This window comes from Streptomyces sp. UF-297 (genome assembly GCF_058245575.1).
In genome coordinates this window covers 20,656-37,349 of sequence record NZ_JBSIBZ010000004.1, presented here as the reverse complement: position 1 = coordinate 37,349, position 16,694 = coordinate 20,656, and the positions used below count along the sequence as shown (strand labels likewise).

General features: G+C 73.4%; 14 protein-coding genes. 8 read left to right on the top strand and 6 right to left on the bottom strand.

From position 1 onward, the window contains the following. Positions 1–176 precede the first annotated feature (176 nt). The 3 genes from AC4IJH_RS04025 to AC4IJH_RS04015 are packed head-to-tail and all read left to right on the top strand — an operon-like array spanning position 177 to position 3,178. Entirely contained in the window at positions 177–1,265 is a 1,089-nt protein-coding gene (locus tag AC4IJH_RS04025; RefSeq protein WP_490850081.1) for a FecCD family ABC transporter permease, read from the top strand. Continuing rightward, positions 1,262–2,098, top strand: coding sequence for an ABC transporter ATP-binding protein (locus AC4IJH_RS04020; RefSeq protein ID WP_490850080.1), 837 nt, complete (start codon positions 1,262–1,264; stop codon positions 2,096–2,098). Before AC4IJH_RS04025 ends, AC4IJH_RS04020 begins: the two co-directional genes overlap by 4 nt. Positions 2,099–2,134: 36 nt before the next feature. Continuing rightward, complete coding sequence (locus tag AC4IJH_RS04015) at positions 2,135–3,178, top strand: ABC transporter substrate-binding protein (protein ID WP_490850079.1); 1,044 nt, start codon at positions 2,135–2,137, stop codon at positions 3,176–3,178. Positions 3,179–3,199: 21 nt separating this feature from the next. On the opposite strand, the gene AC4IJH_RS04010 is transcribed toward AC4IJH_RS04015, so the two are convergent. Continuing rightward, positions 3,200–4,366 (bottom strand): hypothetical protein, encoded by a 1,167-nt coding sequence (locus AC4IJH_RS04010; RefSeq protein WP_490850078.1) that lies wholly within the window; start codon positions 4,364–4,366, stop codon positions 3,200–3,202. 211 nt (positions 4,367–4,577) lie between these two features. Between AC4IJH_RS04010 and AC4IJH_RS04005 the strand changes: the two genes are divergently transcribed. The 4 genes from AC4IJH_RS04005 (at position 4,578) to AC4IJH_RS03990 (ending at position 10,569) form a co-directional block, all read left to right on the top strand. Then, on the top strand, positions 4,578–7,193 hold the full coding sequence (locus AC4IJH_RS04005) for a helicase-associated domain-containing protein (protein WP_490850077.1): 2,616 nt from the start codon (positions 4,578–4,580) through the stop codon (positions 7,191–7,193). A gap of 275 nt (positions 7,194–7,468) precedes the next feature. Continuing rightward, the gene (locus AC4IJH_RS04000) at positions 7,469–7,840 is read left to right on the top strand and encodes a peptidase inhibitor family I36 protein (RefSeq protein WP_490850076.1); all 372 of its coding nucleotides are present in this window, start codon (positions 7,469–7,471) and stop codon (positions 7,838–7,840) included. Then, positions 7,831–8,757, top strand: a complete 927-nt coding sequence (locus AC4IJH_RS03995) for a hypothetical protein (RefSeq protein WP_490850075.1) — start codon at positions 7,831–7,833, stop codon at positions 8,755–8,757. The genes AC4IJH_RS04000 and AC4IJH_RS03995 overlap by 10 nt, the downstream gene beginning before the upstream one ends. A 162-nt stretch (positions 8,758–8,919) precedes the next feature. Beyond that, positions 8,920–10,569, top strand: a complete 1,650-nt coding sequence (locus AC4IJH_RS03990) for a DNA repair helicase XPB (RefSeq protein WP_490850074.1) — start codon at positions 8,920–8,922, stop codon at positions 10,567–10,569. A gap of 528 nt (positions 10,570–11,097) precedes the next feature. Here the strand turns inward: AC4IJH_RS03990 and AC4IJH_RS03985 are convergent. The 4 genes from AC4IJH_RS03985 to AC4IJH_RS03970 form a co-directional block, all read right to left on the bottom strand. Then, the gene (locus AC4IJH_RS03985) at positions 11,098–11,421 is read right to left on the bottom strand and encodes a hypothetical protein (protein WP_490850073.1); all 324 of its coding nucleotides are present in this window, start codon (positions 11,419–11,421) and stop codon (positions 11,098–11,100) included. Positions 11,422–11,512: 91 nt separating this feature from the next. Beyond that, positions 11,513–11,872 (bottom strand): hypothetical protein, encoded by a 360-nt coding sequence (locus AC4IJH_RS03980; protein WP_490850072.1) that lies wholly within the window; start codon positions 11,870–11,872, stop codon positions 11,513–11,515. A gap of 237 nt (positions 11,873–12,109) precedes the next feature. Beyond that, positions 12,110–13,396 carry a glycosyltransferase 87 family protein gene (locus AC4IJH_RS03975; protein WP_490850071.1) on the bottom strand — a complete coding sequence of 429 codons (1,287 nt, stop codon included), beginning with the start codon at positions 13,394–13,396 and terminating at the stop codon, positions 12,110–12,112. A gap of 190 nt (positions 13,397–13,586) precedes the next feature. Continuing rightward, on the bottom strand, positions 13,587–13,760 hold the full coding sequence (locus AC4IJH_RS03970) for a hypothetical protein (RefSeq protein ID WP_490850070.1): 174 nt from the start codon (positions 13,758–13,760) through the stop codon (positions 13,587–13,589). A gap of 308 nt (positions 13,761–14,068) precedes the next feature. Here AC4IJH_RS03970 and AC4IJH_RS03965 point away from each other — a divergent pair, with 308 nt between their 5' ends. Beyond that, complete coding sequence (locus AC4IJH_RS03965) at positions 14,069–16,132, top strand: HelD family protein (RefSeq protein WP_490850069.1); 2,064 nt, start codon at positions 14,069–14,071, stop codon at positions 16,130–16,132. Positions 16,133–16,225: 93 nt separating this feature from the next. On the opposite strand, the gene AC4IJH_RS03960 is transcribed toward AC4IJH_RS03965, so the two are convergent. Then, positions 16,226–16,588, bottom strand: coding sequence for an ArsR/SmtB family transcription factor (locus AC4IJH_RS03960; RefSeq protein ID WP_490850068.1), 363 nt, complete (start codon positions 16,586–16,588; stop codon positions 16,226–16,228). Positions 16,589–16,694: the final 106 nt, after the last annotated feature.

Genomic DNA, 16,694 nt, shown 5'->3' with positions numbered 1-16,694 from the left:
GCCGCCGCGGCGGCCAACCCCTTCCGCCGCGACGGCGAGCAACCACGACGCGCCATGACGGCGGTGCCCAACCCGGCCCGGCCCGACCGATCGGCACCGGTGACCGCCGGCTCGGCGGTGGTGCCCGGTGGGGATCGGGTCGGTGGGGGGCGGCGAATGAGAGTGAGGCAGGCGGTATGAGCGCCACGGTTGAGGCGGCTGAGACGGGCGCGCGGCGGCCGCGGGTCCGGCCTGCCGGGTACGGCGTCGTGCGGGCCGGGCGCGGGGCGTTTTTGGTGCACCGGAGGGCGGCGGTGGTCGCCGGGGCGCTGGCGGTCGTGCTGGCGGCGGCGTGCCTGGCGTACCTCTGCTTCGGGGAGAGCTTTGTCGCGCCCGGCGAGGCGCTGAAGGTGGTGCTCGGGCAGCCGTCCTCGCAGGAGCTGGTGGTCGGGACGCTGCGGCTGCCGCGCATGACGGTGGGGCTGCTGGTCGGCGCCGCCTTCGGCATCGCGGGCGCGCTGATCCAGACCGTCGCCCGCAACCCCCTGGCCAGCCCCGACATCATCGGCATCAGCCAGGGCGCGAGCGCGCTGACCGTCGGCGCGATGACCTTCGGCCTCACCTCGTACACCGTCCTGCCGTACGTGTCGGTGGCCGGCGGCATCCTCGCCGCGGCCCTGGTCTACGTCTTCGCCTGGCGCGGCGGCCTGCACGCCACCCGCTTCGTCCTGATCGGCATCGGCTTCGCCATCGCCCTGCGCTCGGTGACCACGCTGTTCATGACCAAGGGCGACTACCTCGTCGCCCAGCAGGCACAGGTGTGGATGACCGGCTCGCTCAACGGCCGCGGCTGGGCCGAGGCCGCCCCGCTGGGCTGGGCGCTGCTGATCCTGCTGCCCGCCGTGCTGTGGGCGGCCCGCGCCCAGCGGACCGTGTCGCTGGACGACGACACCGCGACCGCGCTCGGCGTACGGCTGGGCCGCACCCGGCTCGGCCTGGTGGCGCTCGGCGTCGTCCTGGCCTCGCTGGCCACCGGCGCCGCGGGCCCGGTCGACTTCGTGGCGCTGCTGGCCCCGCAGATCGCCCGCCGTCTCACCCGTACCGCGCAGATCCCGCTGCTGTGCTCGGCGCTGCTGGGCGCGGTGATCGTCGTGGCCGGCGACCTGCTGGCGCGCAAGCTGTTCGCGCCGACCGAGCTGCCGGTGGGCGTGCTGACCGCCGCCATCGGCGCCCCGTACCTCATCTACTTGATCATCCGCAGCCGGGCCGCCGGAGGGAAAGCGTGACCGAGAGCAGCAAGAACGGCGACGCGCGCGCACAGAGCCGGCTCACGGCCCGCGGCCTGACCCTGGCGTACGAGGCCCGTACGGTCGTGGACAGCCTGGACCTGGACGTCCCGCACGGCGAGGTGACGGTCATCGTCGGCCCCAACGCCTGCGGCAAGTCCACTCTGCTGCGCGCGCTGGGCCGCCTCCTCAAGCCGCGCTCCGGTTCCGTACTGCTGGACGGTACGGACCTGGCGCACCTCCCCACCAAGAAGATCGCCCAGTCCGTGGGCCTGCTGCCGCAGACGCCCGTCGCGCCCGAGGCGATCACCGTCGCCGACCTGGTCTCGCGCGGCCGCCAGCCGCACCAGCACTGGTGGCAGCAGTGGTCGGACGAGGACGAGCGGGCCGTCGCCGAGGCCATGGAGCGCACGGACGTGGCGCAGCTGGCGGAGCGGCCGGTGGACGAGCTGTCGGGCGGGCAGCGCCAGCGGGTGTGGATCGCGATGGCCCTCGCCCAGGAGACCGATCTGCTCCTCCTGGACGAGCCCACCACATATCTGGACATTTCCCATCAGGTCGAAGTGCTCGACCTGATACGGCAGTTGAACCACGACCGGGGCCGCACCGTGGTGGCGGTGCTGCACGACCTCAACCAGGCCGCCCGGTACGCCGACCACCTGGTGGCCATGAAGTCCGGGCGGATCGTCGCCCAGGGCCACCCCTCCAAGGTCGTCACCGCCGAGCTCGTCCAGGAGGTCTTCGGGCTCTCCTCGGTCGTCGTCCCCGACCCCGTGACCGGCTCCCCCCTCGTCGTCCCGGGCCGGCCCTGGCAGTCCCCGGCCAAGGTCTGACCACCGCTCAGTCCGTACTCCACGAAAGGGCCGACCATGCCCCTCACCAAGCTCTCCGGCCGCCGTACCGCGCTCGCCGTGACCACCGCGGTGGCCGCGTCCCTGACCCTGGCCGCCTGCGGCTCGGGCGACGGCGGCTCCTCCTCCGGCTCCGGCAAGTCCTTCAAGGCCGCCGACTGCAAGCCCGCGCCCACCACCGCCTTCCCCGAGCTGCCCCCGGGCACCGGTACGCACAAGGTCAAGACGGTCAACGGCGAGGTGGAGGTCCCCGACTCCCCCAAGCGCGTGGTCGTCCTGGACACCGCCGAGCTGGACTCCGCGATCACGCTGGGCGTCAAGCCGGTGGGCGCCACCCGCGCCAACGTCGAGTCCGGCTTTTTGGACTACCTGCCCAAGGACAAGGTCGAGGGCATCGCCAACGTCGGCAACATCGCCGCCCCCAACCTGGAGGCCGTCGCCAAGCTCCAGCCGGACCTGATCCTGACCAGCAAGGTCCGCGACGGCCAGCGCTACGAGCAGCTCAAGAAGATCGCCCCGACGGTGATGACCGAGACCACCGGCTACCCGTGGAAGCAGAACTTCGCCACGCACGCCGACGCGCTCGGCAAGATCCCCCAGGCGAAGAAGGTCGTCGCCGCCTACGAGGCGCACGCCAAGAAGGTGTCCGCCGCACTGCAGGCCGACCCGGCGACCAAGGGCATCACCACCAACGTGGTCCGCTTCATCCAGGGCGCCGACACCCGCGTCTACGGCTGCGAGAGCTATGTCGCCTCCGTACTGAAGGACGCCGGCCTGGCCCCGACGGAGTTCATCAAGGACGCCAAGGACGGCCTGATGGTCGAGGTCAGCCCCGAGCAGATCAACAAGGCCGACGCGGACGCGATCTTCTACACCTCCTACGGCGCCAAGGAGAAGTCCCGCGAGGACCAGATCACCGGCGGCGCCCTGTGGAAGAACATGAAGGCCGTCAAGGACGGCAAGACCTTCCGCATCGACGACCAGCTGTGGATCCAGGGCATCGGCTACTCGGCGGCCGACAAGATCCTCGACCAGCTGCAGAAGGACCTGACGAAGAAGTGACCGTCCAGGGCCGCCCGTGATTCACCGCGGCTGTCGCCTCGCCCGCCACACCAGGACCAGGGCCGAGGCGACAGCCGCCGCGCGTACGGCCACCGGCAGCCCGTCGACGATCTCCTGGCCCAGCTGCCCCTGCGCTACGGGCTCCCCCCACCTGCCGTCCAGCCGCCCCCACACCCACACCACCAGCGCGCCGACGCCCACCCCCGGCACGCCCAGCACCGCGAACTTGGCCTCGCCCCAGGTCAGCCGGCGCGAGGCGAAGGCGAGCGCGGCACCCACCCCGAGCGCCGCCCACCAGCCCGCCACGGCGCCCGCCACCAGGCACAGCGCCGCCAGCGGCACGGCCAGGCCCATGGGCGCGCGCACCGCGCCCCGGCGGGTGCCGCGCCACCGGGCGAGGGCGCGGCGCGTCCGGCCCTGCCGCCCGGCCGGCTCCACGACGGCCCCGGCCTGCCGGGTCTCCTCGCCCGCCGCCGTTCCGCCGTCCGCTATGGCGGCCGGTGCCGCTGCCCGCTCCGGCTCGTTCACCTTCTCCAGCGACGGCGGCCGCCCGCCCGCCGCGTCCCCCTCCTCGCCCTCGTCACCGGGGCGCTTCTTCATCTCCGGGATCTCGATGCCGCCGACGAAGCCCGGCACCGTCTCGTCGGGGGCGTACGTGCCCGGCTCGACGCGCCACCAGTCGGGCTCCACCTCCCCGTCGCCCACCTCGTCCATCCCCGCCAGATGGGGCGGCGTGCCCATCGCCTCGGGGACCACCGGGCGCTCACCGTCCCGCGGCGGGGGCACCCGCCCCGACAGGCCGGCCTCCTTGCCGGCTGTGTCCTTGTCGGCCTTGCCGGCCTTGCCGGCCTTGCCCGCGGGCCCGTTCCCCGTCAGCGCGCCGCGCCAGGACAGGCCGCTCAGCCGCTCGCGCGCGCCGGGTCTGCCGGTGCGCCCGGTGTCCCCGGGCGCGGGGTCCGGCAGGGCCATGCCCGCGCCGCCCGCCGCCGCCACGACCTCCTCCGGCGTCCCGTAACGGGCCAGCACCCGCTTGACCCCGGTGACGGTGTCGGCCTGCTGGGCGGCTATCTCCGTCCGCAGCCGGGCCACCAGCTGCATACGGTCCTTGGACGACAGTCCGCCGCGCTGGGCCAGGTCCCCGACCCGGCTCAGATAGTCCAAGATGAGTTGATCGCTCTCGATCCCCACGAAATCCCCTGCGGAGCGGCCTTGTTGATGTGCCGACGGTATCGTCTCGCCGCCCGGCGGGGCCGTCCCCGTCCGCCCGGCTGTACTGCCGTGCCGCCCGTCACGCCGCCGGCGGCGGGCCGCGCAACGGGGGCGGCGCGGCGGTCCCCCAACGGTCGGCCGTGGGGCGTGTGGGCCGGGCGCGGCGCCCCGCGACGGTAACGTGGAGCGAATGAGTGACACGCCCCGCACGCTCGCCGAAGCGCTCCGCTCCCGCCCCGACGGCGGCCCGGGCGGACTCGCCGACCTGCTGCGGGCCCGCCCGGACCTCCTCAACCCCGTCCCCGGCGACCTCACCCAGCTCGCCACCCGCGCCGGCACCCGCGCCTCGGTCGTGCGCGCGGTCGAACGCCTGGACCGCTTCGCGCTGCAGACCGCCGAGGCGCTGGCCGTCGCGCCGGACCCGTGCCCGTACGAGACCCTCAGCGCCCTGATGACCGGCGACGGCGGGACCGGGGCCGAGGGCGGCGCGGACATCGCGGCCCGCCTGCCGCACGCCGTGGCGAGCCTGCGTACCCAGGCGCTGGTCTGGGGCAACGACGACCGCCTGCGCCTGGTGCGCACCGCCCGCGAGCTGCTCGCGCCGTCCGCGACCCGCCCCTCCCCCACCGGCCTGGGCCCCACTGTCGCCGAGGCCACCGCCGGTATGTCCCCCGGCCGCATCCAGGAGATCATCGCGCGGGCCGGGCTGGCGCCGACGCACGACCCGGTGACCGCGGTGGCCGCGCTCGGCGCGCTGTTCGCCGACCGGACGCGCATGGCGGAGCTGCTGCGCACCGCGCCCGCCGAGTCCGCCGCCGTACTGGACCGGCTGTGCTGGGGGCCGCCCTACGGCGCGGTCACCGACCGCCCGGCCGCCCATCTGACGTGGCTGCTGGACCGCGGGCTGCTGCTGCCCTCGGGGCCGCGCAACGTCGTCCTCCCCCGGGAGGCCGCCCTGCATCTGCGCGCCGGGCGCGCACACCGGACGCCCGAGCCGCTGCCGCCCGCCCTCGCGCCCGCCACCCAGCGGGACCCGGGCACGGTGGACGCCGCGGCGGCGGGCCAGGCGTTCACGGCGCTGGCCACCGTCGAGGAGCTGCTCAAGGAGTGGGACCTGGGCGGCCCGCCGGTGCTGCGGGCCGGCGGGCTGAGCGTGCGCGACCTCAAGCGGACCGCGGTGGCCCTGGACGCCACCGAGCCGCTGGCCGCCTTCTGGCTCGAACTCGCCTACACCGCCGGGCTGCTGGCCTCCGACGGCGAGGCGGACGAGCGGTACGCGCCCACGCCCGCCGCCGAGGAGTGGCGCCAACTGCCCGCCGAGCGGCGCTGGTCGGTGCTGGCCGCCGCCTGGCTCACCGCGACCCGTACGGCAGGCCTGGCCGGCACCGCGGATGCCAAGGGCCGCACGCTGTCCGCGCTCGGCCCGGGGCTCGACCGCTCCCCCGCGCCGGAGGTACGCCACCGCGCGCTCGCCCTGCTCGCCTCGCTGCCGCCCGGCACCGCCGTCCCGGCCGAGGCCGTACTGGCCCGGCTGCGCTGGGAGCGGCCGCTGCGCAGCGCGCCCGCCGCCCCGGCCGCCGAGGGCCCCAAGGAGACCGCCGCCGCCAACGGCGTCGCGCGCGGAGCCCGTACGGCCGCGCCGCCCCGCGCCCGTACGGCCATGGAGACGCCCGCACCCGCACCCGAGGACCTGCGCGCCCGCATCGCCCAATGGACGCTCACCGAGGCCGAGTCGCTGGGCGTGACGGGCCGCGGCGCGCTGTCCTCGCACGGCCGCGCCCTGCTCGGCCCGCAGGCCGGCGCCTCCACCACGGACCCGCCCGCCGACACCCCCCGCACCCCCGCCGAAGCCACCGCATCGGCCACCGAGGCCGCGGCCCTGCTCGCCCCGCTCCTGCCCGAGCCGCTGGACCACGTCCTGCTCCAGGCCGACCTGACCGCCGTCGCGCCCGGCCCGCTGCACCGGCCGCTCGCCGACGCGCTGGAGGTCCTCGCCGACGTCGAGTCCAAGGGCGGCGCCACGGTCTACCGCTTCACCCCGGCCTCCGTACGCCGCGCCCTGGACGCCGGCCGCTCCGCCTCCGACCTGCACGCCTTCCTCGCCGCGCACTCCCGCACGCCCGTGCCGCAGCCGCTGGCGTACCTCATCGACGACGTGGCCCGTAAGCACGGCAGGCTGCGGGTGGGCGCGGCCTCGGCGTACCTGCGCTGCGACGACGACGCGCTGCTCGCGGAGATCCTCGCCGACCGCCGCGCCGCGGGACTGCGGCTGCGCCGCCTCGCCCCGACCGTGCTGGCGAGCACCGCTGCTCCCGACCAACTCCTGGAGACGCTGCGGTCGATGGGGTACGCCCCGGCCGCCGAGTCCGCCGAGGGCGATGTGCTGATCGCCCGCGCCGACTCCTACCGCACCCCGCCGCGCACCGCCCCGGCCCCCGTGCCCGACGGCCCGCCCGCCCCCGACCGCGCCCTGCTGGAGGCGGCCGTACGCGCCATCCGCGCGGGCGATCTGGCGGCGACCGCGGAGCGCAGGCCGGTGACCACCGAGCCCCCCGCCCGCGGCGAACTCCCGCGCACCACCTCCGCGGAGACCCTCGCCACGATGCAGGCCGCGGCCCTGACCGGCTCCGCGGTGTGGATCGGCTACGTCAACGCCGACGGCGCCGCCAGCCAGCGGGTGATCGCCCCCGTGCGGGTGGAGGGCGGCTTCGTGACGGCGTACGACCATACGGCGGACGAGATCCGCACCTACCCCTTGCACCGCGTCACGGGGGTCGCCGAACTCGCCGACGAGTCAACTGCGTAGCGTCATTCCGCACCGCGGACACCGCGAAATCAATAACCGGATCGGCGTACCTTAAAATTTCCTATCGCAGCCGCCTGGAATAAAAACCTCAGGGGCGGCGTACCGCGAAAGTTGTAGCCGCTCCGGCGAATACTGCATCCGTATCGCATCGAATCAACCCACCGGTGTCTTCAAATGGCACCGGGCCCCCTCTAGCATTCTCGATCGGCAGCTCAAACCGGCTCTGACCTGAGTCGATGATGAGAATCAGCAGCCATCGAAAGAGGGGGAACAGCATGCTGCGAGCAGCAAAGAGAGCAGGAGCACTGATCGGCGGGGCCGCGCTTCTGGGCGGGTTGACTCTCGCCACAGCAGGCGCAGCGAACGCGTCGTACGACCAGTGTCCCAGCCAGTATCTGTGCGCCTATCTCGGCAAGAAGGGGGCGGGGAGTCCGGGAAAGGTGAAGGGCGACAACAAGAATCTGCTGCAGTACAACAAGTTCAACAACGCGGAGTCGCTCTACAACAACGGGGCTTCCTGCAACGTGACTCTCTGGCCCAAGGTCAATTACGGCGGTGACGGCTGGACGCTCAGGAAGGGGTACGTCTCGGACGACCTCTCCGGCACCCGTTTCTGGCACAACGTCGCCTCGAACAAGTGGTGTTGAGCCGACCTGCCGTACAGCGCATCGCCATCGGCGCCCTCTGCGCGCTGACCGCAGCCGGCTGCTCCTCATCGGGGCAGTCCGGCCGCGGGCCCGCACCGGCACCCGATGTGCGTCCGCTGTCCGGCGCCACCGCGTTCACCCATGAGGCGGCCGTGCGCCTGCACGACCTCGAAGAGCGGGCGGTCACCGCCTGTATGGCCGACCGGGGTTTCCGCTATCTCCCCCAGCCCGCCGACACCTCACCCCGCGCCGCGCAGAAGAATCCGTACGGGCTCCTCACCGAAAAGCGCGCCCGTCAGGACGGCTACGGCATCGTCGGCGAATTCCTCCATCTCCAGCAGAACCCGCCGCCCGCGGGGGACGCGGCCATCCCCGCCGGGCTGGACGAGCGCCGCAAGCGCCAGTGGCAGCAGGCCCTGACCGGTACGCCCCGCCACCGGGTGACCGTCCGGCTGCCGGACGGCTCGAAGCTGATGTACTCCTCCGACGGCTGTGTGGCCCGCTCTCAGGCGCGGCTCTACGGCGCGGAGTGGGACCGCCTCCAGGCCACCACCGGCCGTCTGGCGGCCCGCGTCCACTCCGCGGTCGAAGCCGCCCCCGCCTACCGTGCGGCCATCCGCACCTGGTCCCGCTGCATGGCCGACAGCGGCTACCGCGCCGGCACCCTCGACGCCCCCCAGCAGCGGATCACCGACCGCCTGGCGTCCGCCACCGCCACCACCTTGCGCTCCCTCGCCGAAGACGAGATCCGCACCGCCACTACGGACGCCGCCTGCCAGTCCCGCACCCGCCTCGCCCACACCCTCCAGGACGTCCAGAACACCGTCACCCCCAACGCCCTCACCCCCGCCGACCAGGCCGCGGTCGACCGGTTCCGCGCCCTCAAGCAGCGCGCACTGCAACGACGCGCCCCCTGAGGCCGCCGGGCCCGACGGCCCGTGCCCGCCCGTCCTCCCGCTCCGCCCTGCCCCTTCCCTCCGATGCGGCACACTGGACGTTTGGCCGTACGGCCTGCGGACCGCGGACGCCCCGCGGCTCCCGGGGCGGCCCGGATCACCGAGCGGAAGGGCTTGAGGCGCGTGAACGGACCTCTCATCGTCCAGAGCGACAAGACGCTGCTGCTGGAGGTGGACCACGAGCAGGCGGATGCGTGCCGGCGGGCCATCGCGCCGTTCGCGGAGCTGGAGCGGGCGCCGGAGCACATCCACACCTACCGGGTGACGCCGCTGGGGCTGTGGAACGCGCGGGCCGCCGGGCACGACGCCGAGCAGGTCGTGGACGCGCTGGTGCAGTACTCGCGCTACCCCGTCCCGCACGCGCTGCTCGTCGACATCGCCGAGACGATGGCCCGGTACGGGCGCCTCACGCTGACCAAGGACCCCGCGCACGGGCTGGTGCTGACCACCACCGACCGGCCGGTGCTGGAGGAGATCCTGCGCTCCAAGAAGGTGCAGCCGCTGGTGGGGGCGCGGCTGGACCCGGACACGGTGGTCGTGCACCCCTCCGAGCGCGGGCAGATCAAGCAGACGCTGCTCAAGCTGGGCTGGCCCGCCGAGGACCTGGCCGGGTACGTGGACGGCGAGGCGCACCCCATCGAGCTGGACGAGAACGGCTGGTCGCTGCGGCCGTACCAGCAGCAGGCCGTGGAGGGCTTCTGGCACGGCGGGTCCGGTGTGGTGGTCCTCCCCTGCGGCGCCGGAAAGACGCTGGTGGGGGCCGGTGCGATGGCGCAGGCCAAGGCGACCACGCTGATCCTGGTCACCAACACCGTCTCCGCGCGGCAGTGGCAGCACGAACTGGTGAAGCGGACCTCGCTGACCGAGGACGAGATCGGTGAGTACAGCGGTACGAAGAAGGAGATCCGGCCGGTCACCATCGCCACGTACCAGGTGCTGACCACGAAGCGGAAGGGCATCTATCCGCACCTGGAGCTCTTCGACTCCCGGGACTGGGGCCTGGTCGTCTACGACGAGGTGCACCTGCTGCCCGCGCCGGTCTTCAAGTTCACCGCGGACCTCCAGGCGCGGCGGCGGCTCGGCCTGACGGCGACGCTGGTGCGGGAGGACGGCCGCGAGTCGGACGTCTTCTCCCTCATCGGACCCAAGCGCTTCGACGCGCCCTGGAAGGAGATCGAGGCGCAGGGGTACATCGCGCCCGCCGACTGTGTCGAGGTGCGGGTCAATCTCTCCGAGTCGGAGCGGCTGGCGTACGCGACGGCCGAGGCGGAGGAGAAGTACCGCTTCTGTGCGACGACGGCGAGCAAGCAGCGGGTGACCGAGGCGCTGGTGCGTCAGCACAAGGGGGAGCAGACCCTGGTCATCGGCCAGTACATCGACCAGCTCGACGAGCTGGGCGAGCACCTGGACGCGCCGGTGATCAAGGGCGAGACCTCCAACGCGCAGCGCGAGAAGCTCTTCGACGCGTTCCGGGAGGGCGAGATCTCCGTGCTCGTCGTCTCCAAGGTCGCGAACTTCTCCATCGACCTCCCCGAGGCGACGGTGGCCATCCAGGTCTCGGGCACCTTCGGCTCGCGCCAGGAGGAGGCCCAGCGCCTGGGCCGCGTCCTGCGCCCGAAGGCGGACGGCCACGAGGCCCGGTTCTACTCGGTCGTCGCCCGCGACACCATCGACCAGGACTTCGCGGCCCACCGCCAGCGCTTCCTGGCCGAGCAGGGGTACGCGTACCGGATCGTGGACGCGGACGAGCTGCTGGCGGGCGGGGCGGGCTGAATCACCAGCACCGCCTCGCGCGTGGCCCCATCGGCACGCTCAAGGGTGACTTACGGCTACGGCAGGGAGGGCGCAATGCCTCACGCGGAGATCTACGAGGTGCTGTTCACCGAGTCGGCGGCCCGCGAACGCGACCGTCTGGACCCCGCGTGCCGTGCCTCGTTCGACAAGGCGGTCGAGCTGCTGGCCCGCGACCCCTACACGGAACTCTCCCGGTCGATCGGCGTGGCGAGCAGGACCGGGAGATCCGTCTCACGTCACAGATCGTGGCGGAGTACATGGTCTCGCGCGGCCGCCTGCTGCTGGTGGTGCTGCGCATCTTCGACGACGCGGACATCCTGCTGATCGAGGACTGACCGGCGACGAGCCCGCGCGGTGGCCGCGCCCCGCTGCCGCTGCGCGCTCCACTGGATGTGCGGGGTGTCCTCTGCGGGCACGTCGTGGCTGGTCGCGCCCACGTGGCGGAGCCGCATGGCGACACTGACCCGCGCCCCTTACGGGGCACGGCCGCGCGGAGGGCGCCCGGTGTCAGTCGAGGGCGGTCAGGACGGGGCCGGCGACCAGCAGGGCGTACTGCGCCGCCACGAGGGCGGTTCTCGGGGCGCGGGGCAGGAGGGTGGCCGGGAGGGCGAGGGCGGCCAGGCCGGTGAAGAAGGAGAGCCAGAGGGCCCAGCCGCCCGCGGTGGTGAGTGCGCCAGCCGCTCCATCGCCCTTTACGGCGTCGTTGAGGGTGATCAGCGCGTACGCGATCAGGGCGACGGCCAGCAGCAGGAAACCGCCGCCGGCCATGATCCGGAGGTCTTTGGCGGTGGGGGCGCAGGGGTCTGCCGCTGCGGGTGCGTCGGTGGTCATGGGGGAAGTTCAGCAGGTGGGCGGGGGTGCGGTCCTGAGTAGCGGACCTCAATGAAGGTGGGGTCCGTACTCGGGCCGGTGGTGTGCGGGGTCAGGCCGCGGGGAGTACGGCGAAGGGGGCGGCCAGGAGGAGAACCTGGGCGGCTGCGGCCAGGCGGCGGGCGGTGTCGATGTGGGGGCCGGGGCCGGGGAGCAGCAGGGCGACCGTGCCGAGGGCGGCGGAGGCCCACAGGGACCGGAAGAGCCACGGGGTGAGCGCGGTCAGGGTGCGGGTACAGCCGTCGGCGGAACAGTGATCGTGGGTCATACGCAGCCCCGCCAGCAGGAGCGCCACCAGAAGCGCAGCGGGAATGAGCAGCACCAGCCCGAACAGCGCCGTACGCCGCCCCGCGGAGTCGTGCCAGGTCGCCTCGCGACCGCAGCGGACCGGCGCCTCGCGACCGCAGCGCACGGGCACCTCGTGGCCATCGTGGTCCGGCGCCCCGCGGCCAGCGTGGTCCGGTGTCCCGTGGCCGCCGGGGACCGACGCCTCGTGGCCATCCTGGCCCGGCATCCCGCCGCCACAGCGGTCCGGCGCCCCATGGCCGCCGTGATCCGCCTCGGGTGGGCGGGGAGGGCGGGCGGCGGGCCGGGGGGTCATGGTCTTGAGTCTGGCGCGCGGGGGCGGGGGGCGGACCGGGGTGCGTACTCAGCGGTGTGGGTCGGCGTACTCAGTTGGGGTGGGGTGCGGGCGCGGGGTGGGGACCGTGCCGAGGGGCAGGGGGCGGCGGCGGGCGTGGCCGGTCCGGTAGAGGACGGCTGCGAAGAGGGCCAGGCCCAGGACCGGGTACGGGGCGGCGAGGGGCTGTTGCCACCAGGGGAGGTGGAGGTCGAGGGTGCCCTTGTGGGGGAGTATCCACATGGTGCGGGCGGTGAAGGCGAGGGTGACGGCGGCCAGGAGGGCGCGGCGCCAGCGGATGCCGTGGGTGTGCGCGGCCAGGGCCGCGAGCAGCGGGACGCACCAGACCCAGTGGTGGGACCAGCTGATGGGCGAGACCAGCAGCGAGGTGACGGCGGTGCACAGCACGCCCCAGGAGTCCAGGCCCCGCCGTACGTAGACCCGGCGGGCGACGAACAGGCCGGCCGCGGCGGTGAGCAGCGCCGCGAGCATCCAGACCAGGCCGGGCTCGGGGGTGTGCAGGGCGCGGGCGACCAGGCCCTGGAGGGACTGGTTGTCCACGATCCAGGCCTTGCCGACCCGGCCCGTCTCGAACATCCGCTGCGTCCAGAACTCCACGCTCGCGCCGGGCAGGACGAGCGCGCCGAGCAGCGCCGAGCCGACGAAGCCGGCGAAGGCGGTCAGGGCGGCCCGTACGCGGCCGGTGATCAGGAGGTAGACGGCGAAGATCGCGGGGGTGAGCTTGATGCCGGCCGCGATCCCGACGGCCAGGCCCTTGAAGCGGGTGCCGTCGGGACGGGAGAGGTCCCACAGGACCAGGCAGGCCAGGGCGAGGTTGATCTGTCCGAAGGCGAGGGTCTGGAAGACCGGCTCAAGCCAGATGCCCAGCGCGGTGGCGGTGAGCAGCATCGGTGCCGTACGGGCTCTGCGCAGGCCCGCCGCCTTGCAGGAGAGGTGGATGAGCAGGGCGAGGAGCGCGACGTTGCCGAGGACGGAAGCGATCTTGAGGGCCTCGACCGGGAGCCAGACGGTCGGGATGAACAGCAGGGCGGCGAAGGGCGGGTAGGTGGCGGGCAGGTGCCACTGGGTGACCGTGAAGCCGTACAGGTCACCGCCGGTGGCGGCGGCCTGACCCTCGGCGCGGTAGACGACTATGTCGGCCATCGGCAGCGGTACGCAGTGGTACAGCACGCCGAAGGCGGCCAGGGAGGCCGCGAGCAGGGCGGCGGCGAGCAGGGTTCTGATGCCGGTGGCGCTGTGCGTCCACCTCCGCGTACGCGTCCACTTGCGCTTTCGCGTCCCGTCGGCGGCAGACACTCGTTGGCCTCCTCGTCGCCGTGTGCGCCGTATGTGCTGTCCGCGGCGACGCTAGTCGATAGGGGCCGACTGTCCGTAATGCTTTCCGGTCTTCCGGATGTCGTCCGGATGTCGACCGGTGGTTGCTGCGGTGGGGCGGGCGGGCTGCGGGGACCGGACCGGGCGGGGGCCGGACCGGACCGGGCGGGGGTCAGTCGTCGGCGTACTCACCGAGGAGGACGACGCTGACCGCCGCGACGGCGAAGACCTTGACCGCGCGCAGGGCGTTGCCCAGCAGATGGCGGTCCTTGTGGGTGTCGGGGCGCAGAGCAGTGGAGCCCTGAGCCGTGTGCGAGGGGCCTGGGGTGATGGTCGCTGTGCTCATGTCTCCATGATGGATTTCACGCGTTTGCAGCACATCGGCCCACGGGTCCATCTCGTATCGGCCAGAAGTCAGACTCGGGACCCATGCCGTCCCCTACGGGAGATGTACGGCATCCCTGAGGGAAAGGCCCTGGGTCCCCCAGAGCCGCCGGGGCGCGGAAATCAGCTCGCGCACTACATGCGTGCTGGATACAATCGCCGGTCTGCCCGCCTCCCGCCGTCCGCTGGGGAGCGCCGCCGTCCGGTCGGAAACCGGCCGGACCCGCCGCACGCGCATCCACCCGTACCGCATCCGCCGGAGGCAACGCCGTGTCCTCGCACGTCCCCGTATCCCCCCAGCAGGACCCCTTGGAGCAGGAGCGTTCCCACCTCGCCGCGTCCCGCGCCGCGCTGCGTGCCATGCGCGAGGACGCCGAGAACCTCAACATCGCGGACGTCACCGCGAACTGGGTCAACGCCGAGGTCCTCCAGGGCGAGATCGACGCCCGCATCAAGGCGCTCGCCGACCTCTCGCACACCCCGCTGTTCTTCGGCCGCCTGGACTATCTGCACGCCCCCGGCATCGACCTCGCGGAGGGGGCGCAAGGGGAGAACTTCTACATCGGGCGGCGGCACGTCCACGACGCGGACGGCGACCCGATGGTCATCGACTGGCGCGCGCCGGTCTCCCAGCCGTTCTACCGGGCCTCCAAGAAGGACCCGATGGACCTCAGGCTGCGCCGCCGCTTCGGTTACACCGGCGGGCAGTTGACCGCGTACGAGGACGAGCACCTCACCGACCCGGCCGAGGCGGAGCAGACCAGCAAGCTGCTCCAGTCGGAGATCGAACGGCCGCGCGTGGGCCCGATGCGGGACATCGTGGCGACCATCCAGCCCGAGCAGGACGAGATCGTGCGCGCCGGGATCGGCGGCACGGTCTGCGTCCAGGGGGCGCCGGGCACCGGAAAGACGGCGGTGGGCCTGCACCGGGTGGCCTATCTGCTCTACGCGCACCGCGAGCGGCTGGCCCGCGCGGGCACGTTGGTCATCGGGCCGAACCGGTCCTTCCTGCACTACATCGAGCAAGTGCTGCCCGCGCTCGGCGAGTTGGAGGTCAAGCAGGCCACGGTCGACGACCTGGTGGCGCATGTGGAGGTGCGCGGGAGCGACGAGGCGGCGGCCTCGATGATCAAGGGCGACGCGCGGATGGCCGAGGTGCTGCGCCGCGCGGTGCGCTCGCACGTCACCATGCCCACCGAGGCGTGCGTGGTGGTGCGCGGCTCGCGCCGCTGGCGGGTCCCGGCGTACGAACTCCAGGAGCTGGTCGAGCAGTTGCTGGAGCGCGACATCCGTTACGGCGCGGCCCGCGAGGCGCTGCCGCAGCGGATCGCGCACGCGGTGCTCGTACGGATGGAGCAGGCGGGCGAGGCGCCGGACGACCGGGTGCAGGACGCGGTGGCCCGCAACCCCGCGGTCAAGGCGGCGGTCAAGGCCCTGTGGCCGCCGGTGGACCCGGCGAAGCTGGTGCTGCGACTGCTGGGCGACGAGGAGTTCCTGGCCGCGCAGGCGGAGGGGGTTCTCACCGCCGAGGAGCAGAAGACGATCCTGTGGGCGAAGCCCGCCCGCAGCGTCAAGAGCGCCAAGTGGTCGGCGGCGGACGCGGTGTTGATCGACGAGGCGCGGGACCTGGTGGAGCGCACGCACTCGCTGGGGCACGTGGTGCTGGACGAGGCGCAGGACCTCTCGCCGATGCAGTACCGGGCGGTGGGCCGCCGCTGCTCGACGGGTTCGGCGACGGTGCTGGGCGACATCGCGCAGGGCACCACGCCGTGGGCGACCGGCTCCTGGGAGGAGGCGCTGGCCCATCTGGGCAAGCCGGAGGCGGCGGTTGAGGAGCTGACGCAGGGCTTCCGGGTGCCGCGCGAGGTGATCGCGTACGCCTCGCGGCTGCTGCCGGCCATCGCTCCGGGCCTGGCCGAGGCGACCTCGATCCGTGAGTCCGCGGGGGACTTCGCGGTACGCAGCACCGCCGCGGACGAGCTGACCGGGGCCACCGTCGCCGCCTGCCACGAGGCACTGGCCAAGGAGGGCTCGATCGGCCTGATCGCGGCCGAGGCGCGGCTTGCGGAGCTGCGCGCCACCCTGGAGGAGGCGGGCCTGGCCGTACTGGAGCCGGGTGAGGAGACCTCCGCCGAGGCCCGGCTGACCCTCGTACCCGCCACGCTCGCCAAGGGACTCGAGTACGACTACGTGGTGCTGGACGAGCCCGCCGCGATCGTCGACGGCGAGCCGGACGAGCGCACCGGCCTGCGGCGGCTGTACGTCTGCCTGACCCGCGCGGTCTCCGGCCTGACCGTGCTGCACTCCGCGCCGCTGCCGGACCGGCTCGCCTGAGGCTCGCGGCGAGCGGGGCGGCCGGGGCGCGCGGCGGGCGGGGCGGCCGAGGCGCGCGGCGAGCGGGGCGGCCGAGGCGCGCGGCGGGCGGGGTCAGCCCTTCTCGGTGACCTGATCCAGCACGTCGTCGTCGATCGACGCGAGGAGCGCGTCGACCAGGCCGGGAAAGCGGGCGTCCAGGTCCGCGCGGCGCAGCAGTACGTAGCGGTTGCGGCCGACGATGCGGGTCGAGCTGATGCCCGCGGCGCGCATGACGCGCATGTGGTGCGAGACGGTCGACTTGTGCAGGTGGCCGACGCCCAGCCGCTCGCCGGAGCAGTCGTACTGCTCGCCGCCCGCGTAGACCTTGAACAGGTGCATCCGTACGGGATCGCCGAGCGCGCTGAGCACCTTCACCAGCGAGATGTCCTCGGTCTCGGGCTGCGGCAGCAGCCTGCCGTCCTCCGCGCTCGCCACGCCTGACTCCTCTCCCGAACTCCCTGCACGACCCATCGCACGGTCCATTCAACAGGAGGCGCCCCCAGCAACTGTTTGACAAGCGTCAAACAATCCATATTGTTTG

Excerpts from the sequence above, each read along its gene's own strand:
- AC4IJH_RS04000 (WP_490850076.1), top strand. The coding sequence starts at position 7,469 with ATGCTGCGAGCAGCAAAGAGAGCAGGAGCACTGATCGGCGGGGCCGCG.
- AC4IJH_RS03970 (WP_490850070.1), bottom strand. The coding sequence starts at position 13,760 with ATGAGCACAGCGACCATCACCCCAGGCCCCTCGCACACGGCTCAGGGC.
- AC4IJH_RS04015 (WP_490850079.1), top strand. The coding sequence starts at position 2,135 with ATGCCCCTCACCAAGCTCTCCGGCCGCCGTACCGCGCTCGCCGTGACC.
- AC4IJH_RS04025 (WP_490850081.1), top strand. The coding sequence starts at position 177 with ATGAGCGCCACGGTTGAGGCGGCTGAGACGGGCGCGCGGCGGCCGCGG.
- AC4IJH_RS03985 (WP_490850073.1), bottom strand. The coding sequence starts at position 11,421 with ATGACCACCGACGCACCCGCAGCGGCAGACCCCTGCGCCCCCACCGCC.
- AC4IJH_RS04005 (WP_490850077.1), top strand. The coding sequence starts at position 4,578 with ATGAGTGACACGCCCCGCACGCTCGCCGAAGCGCTCCGCTCCCGCCCC.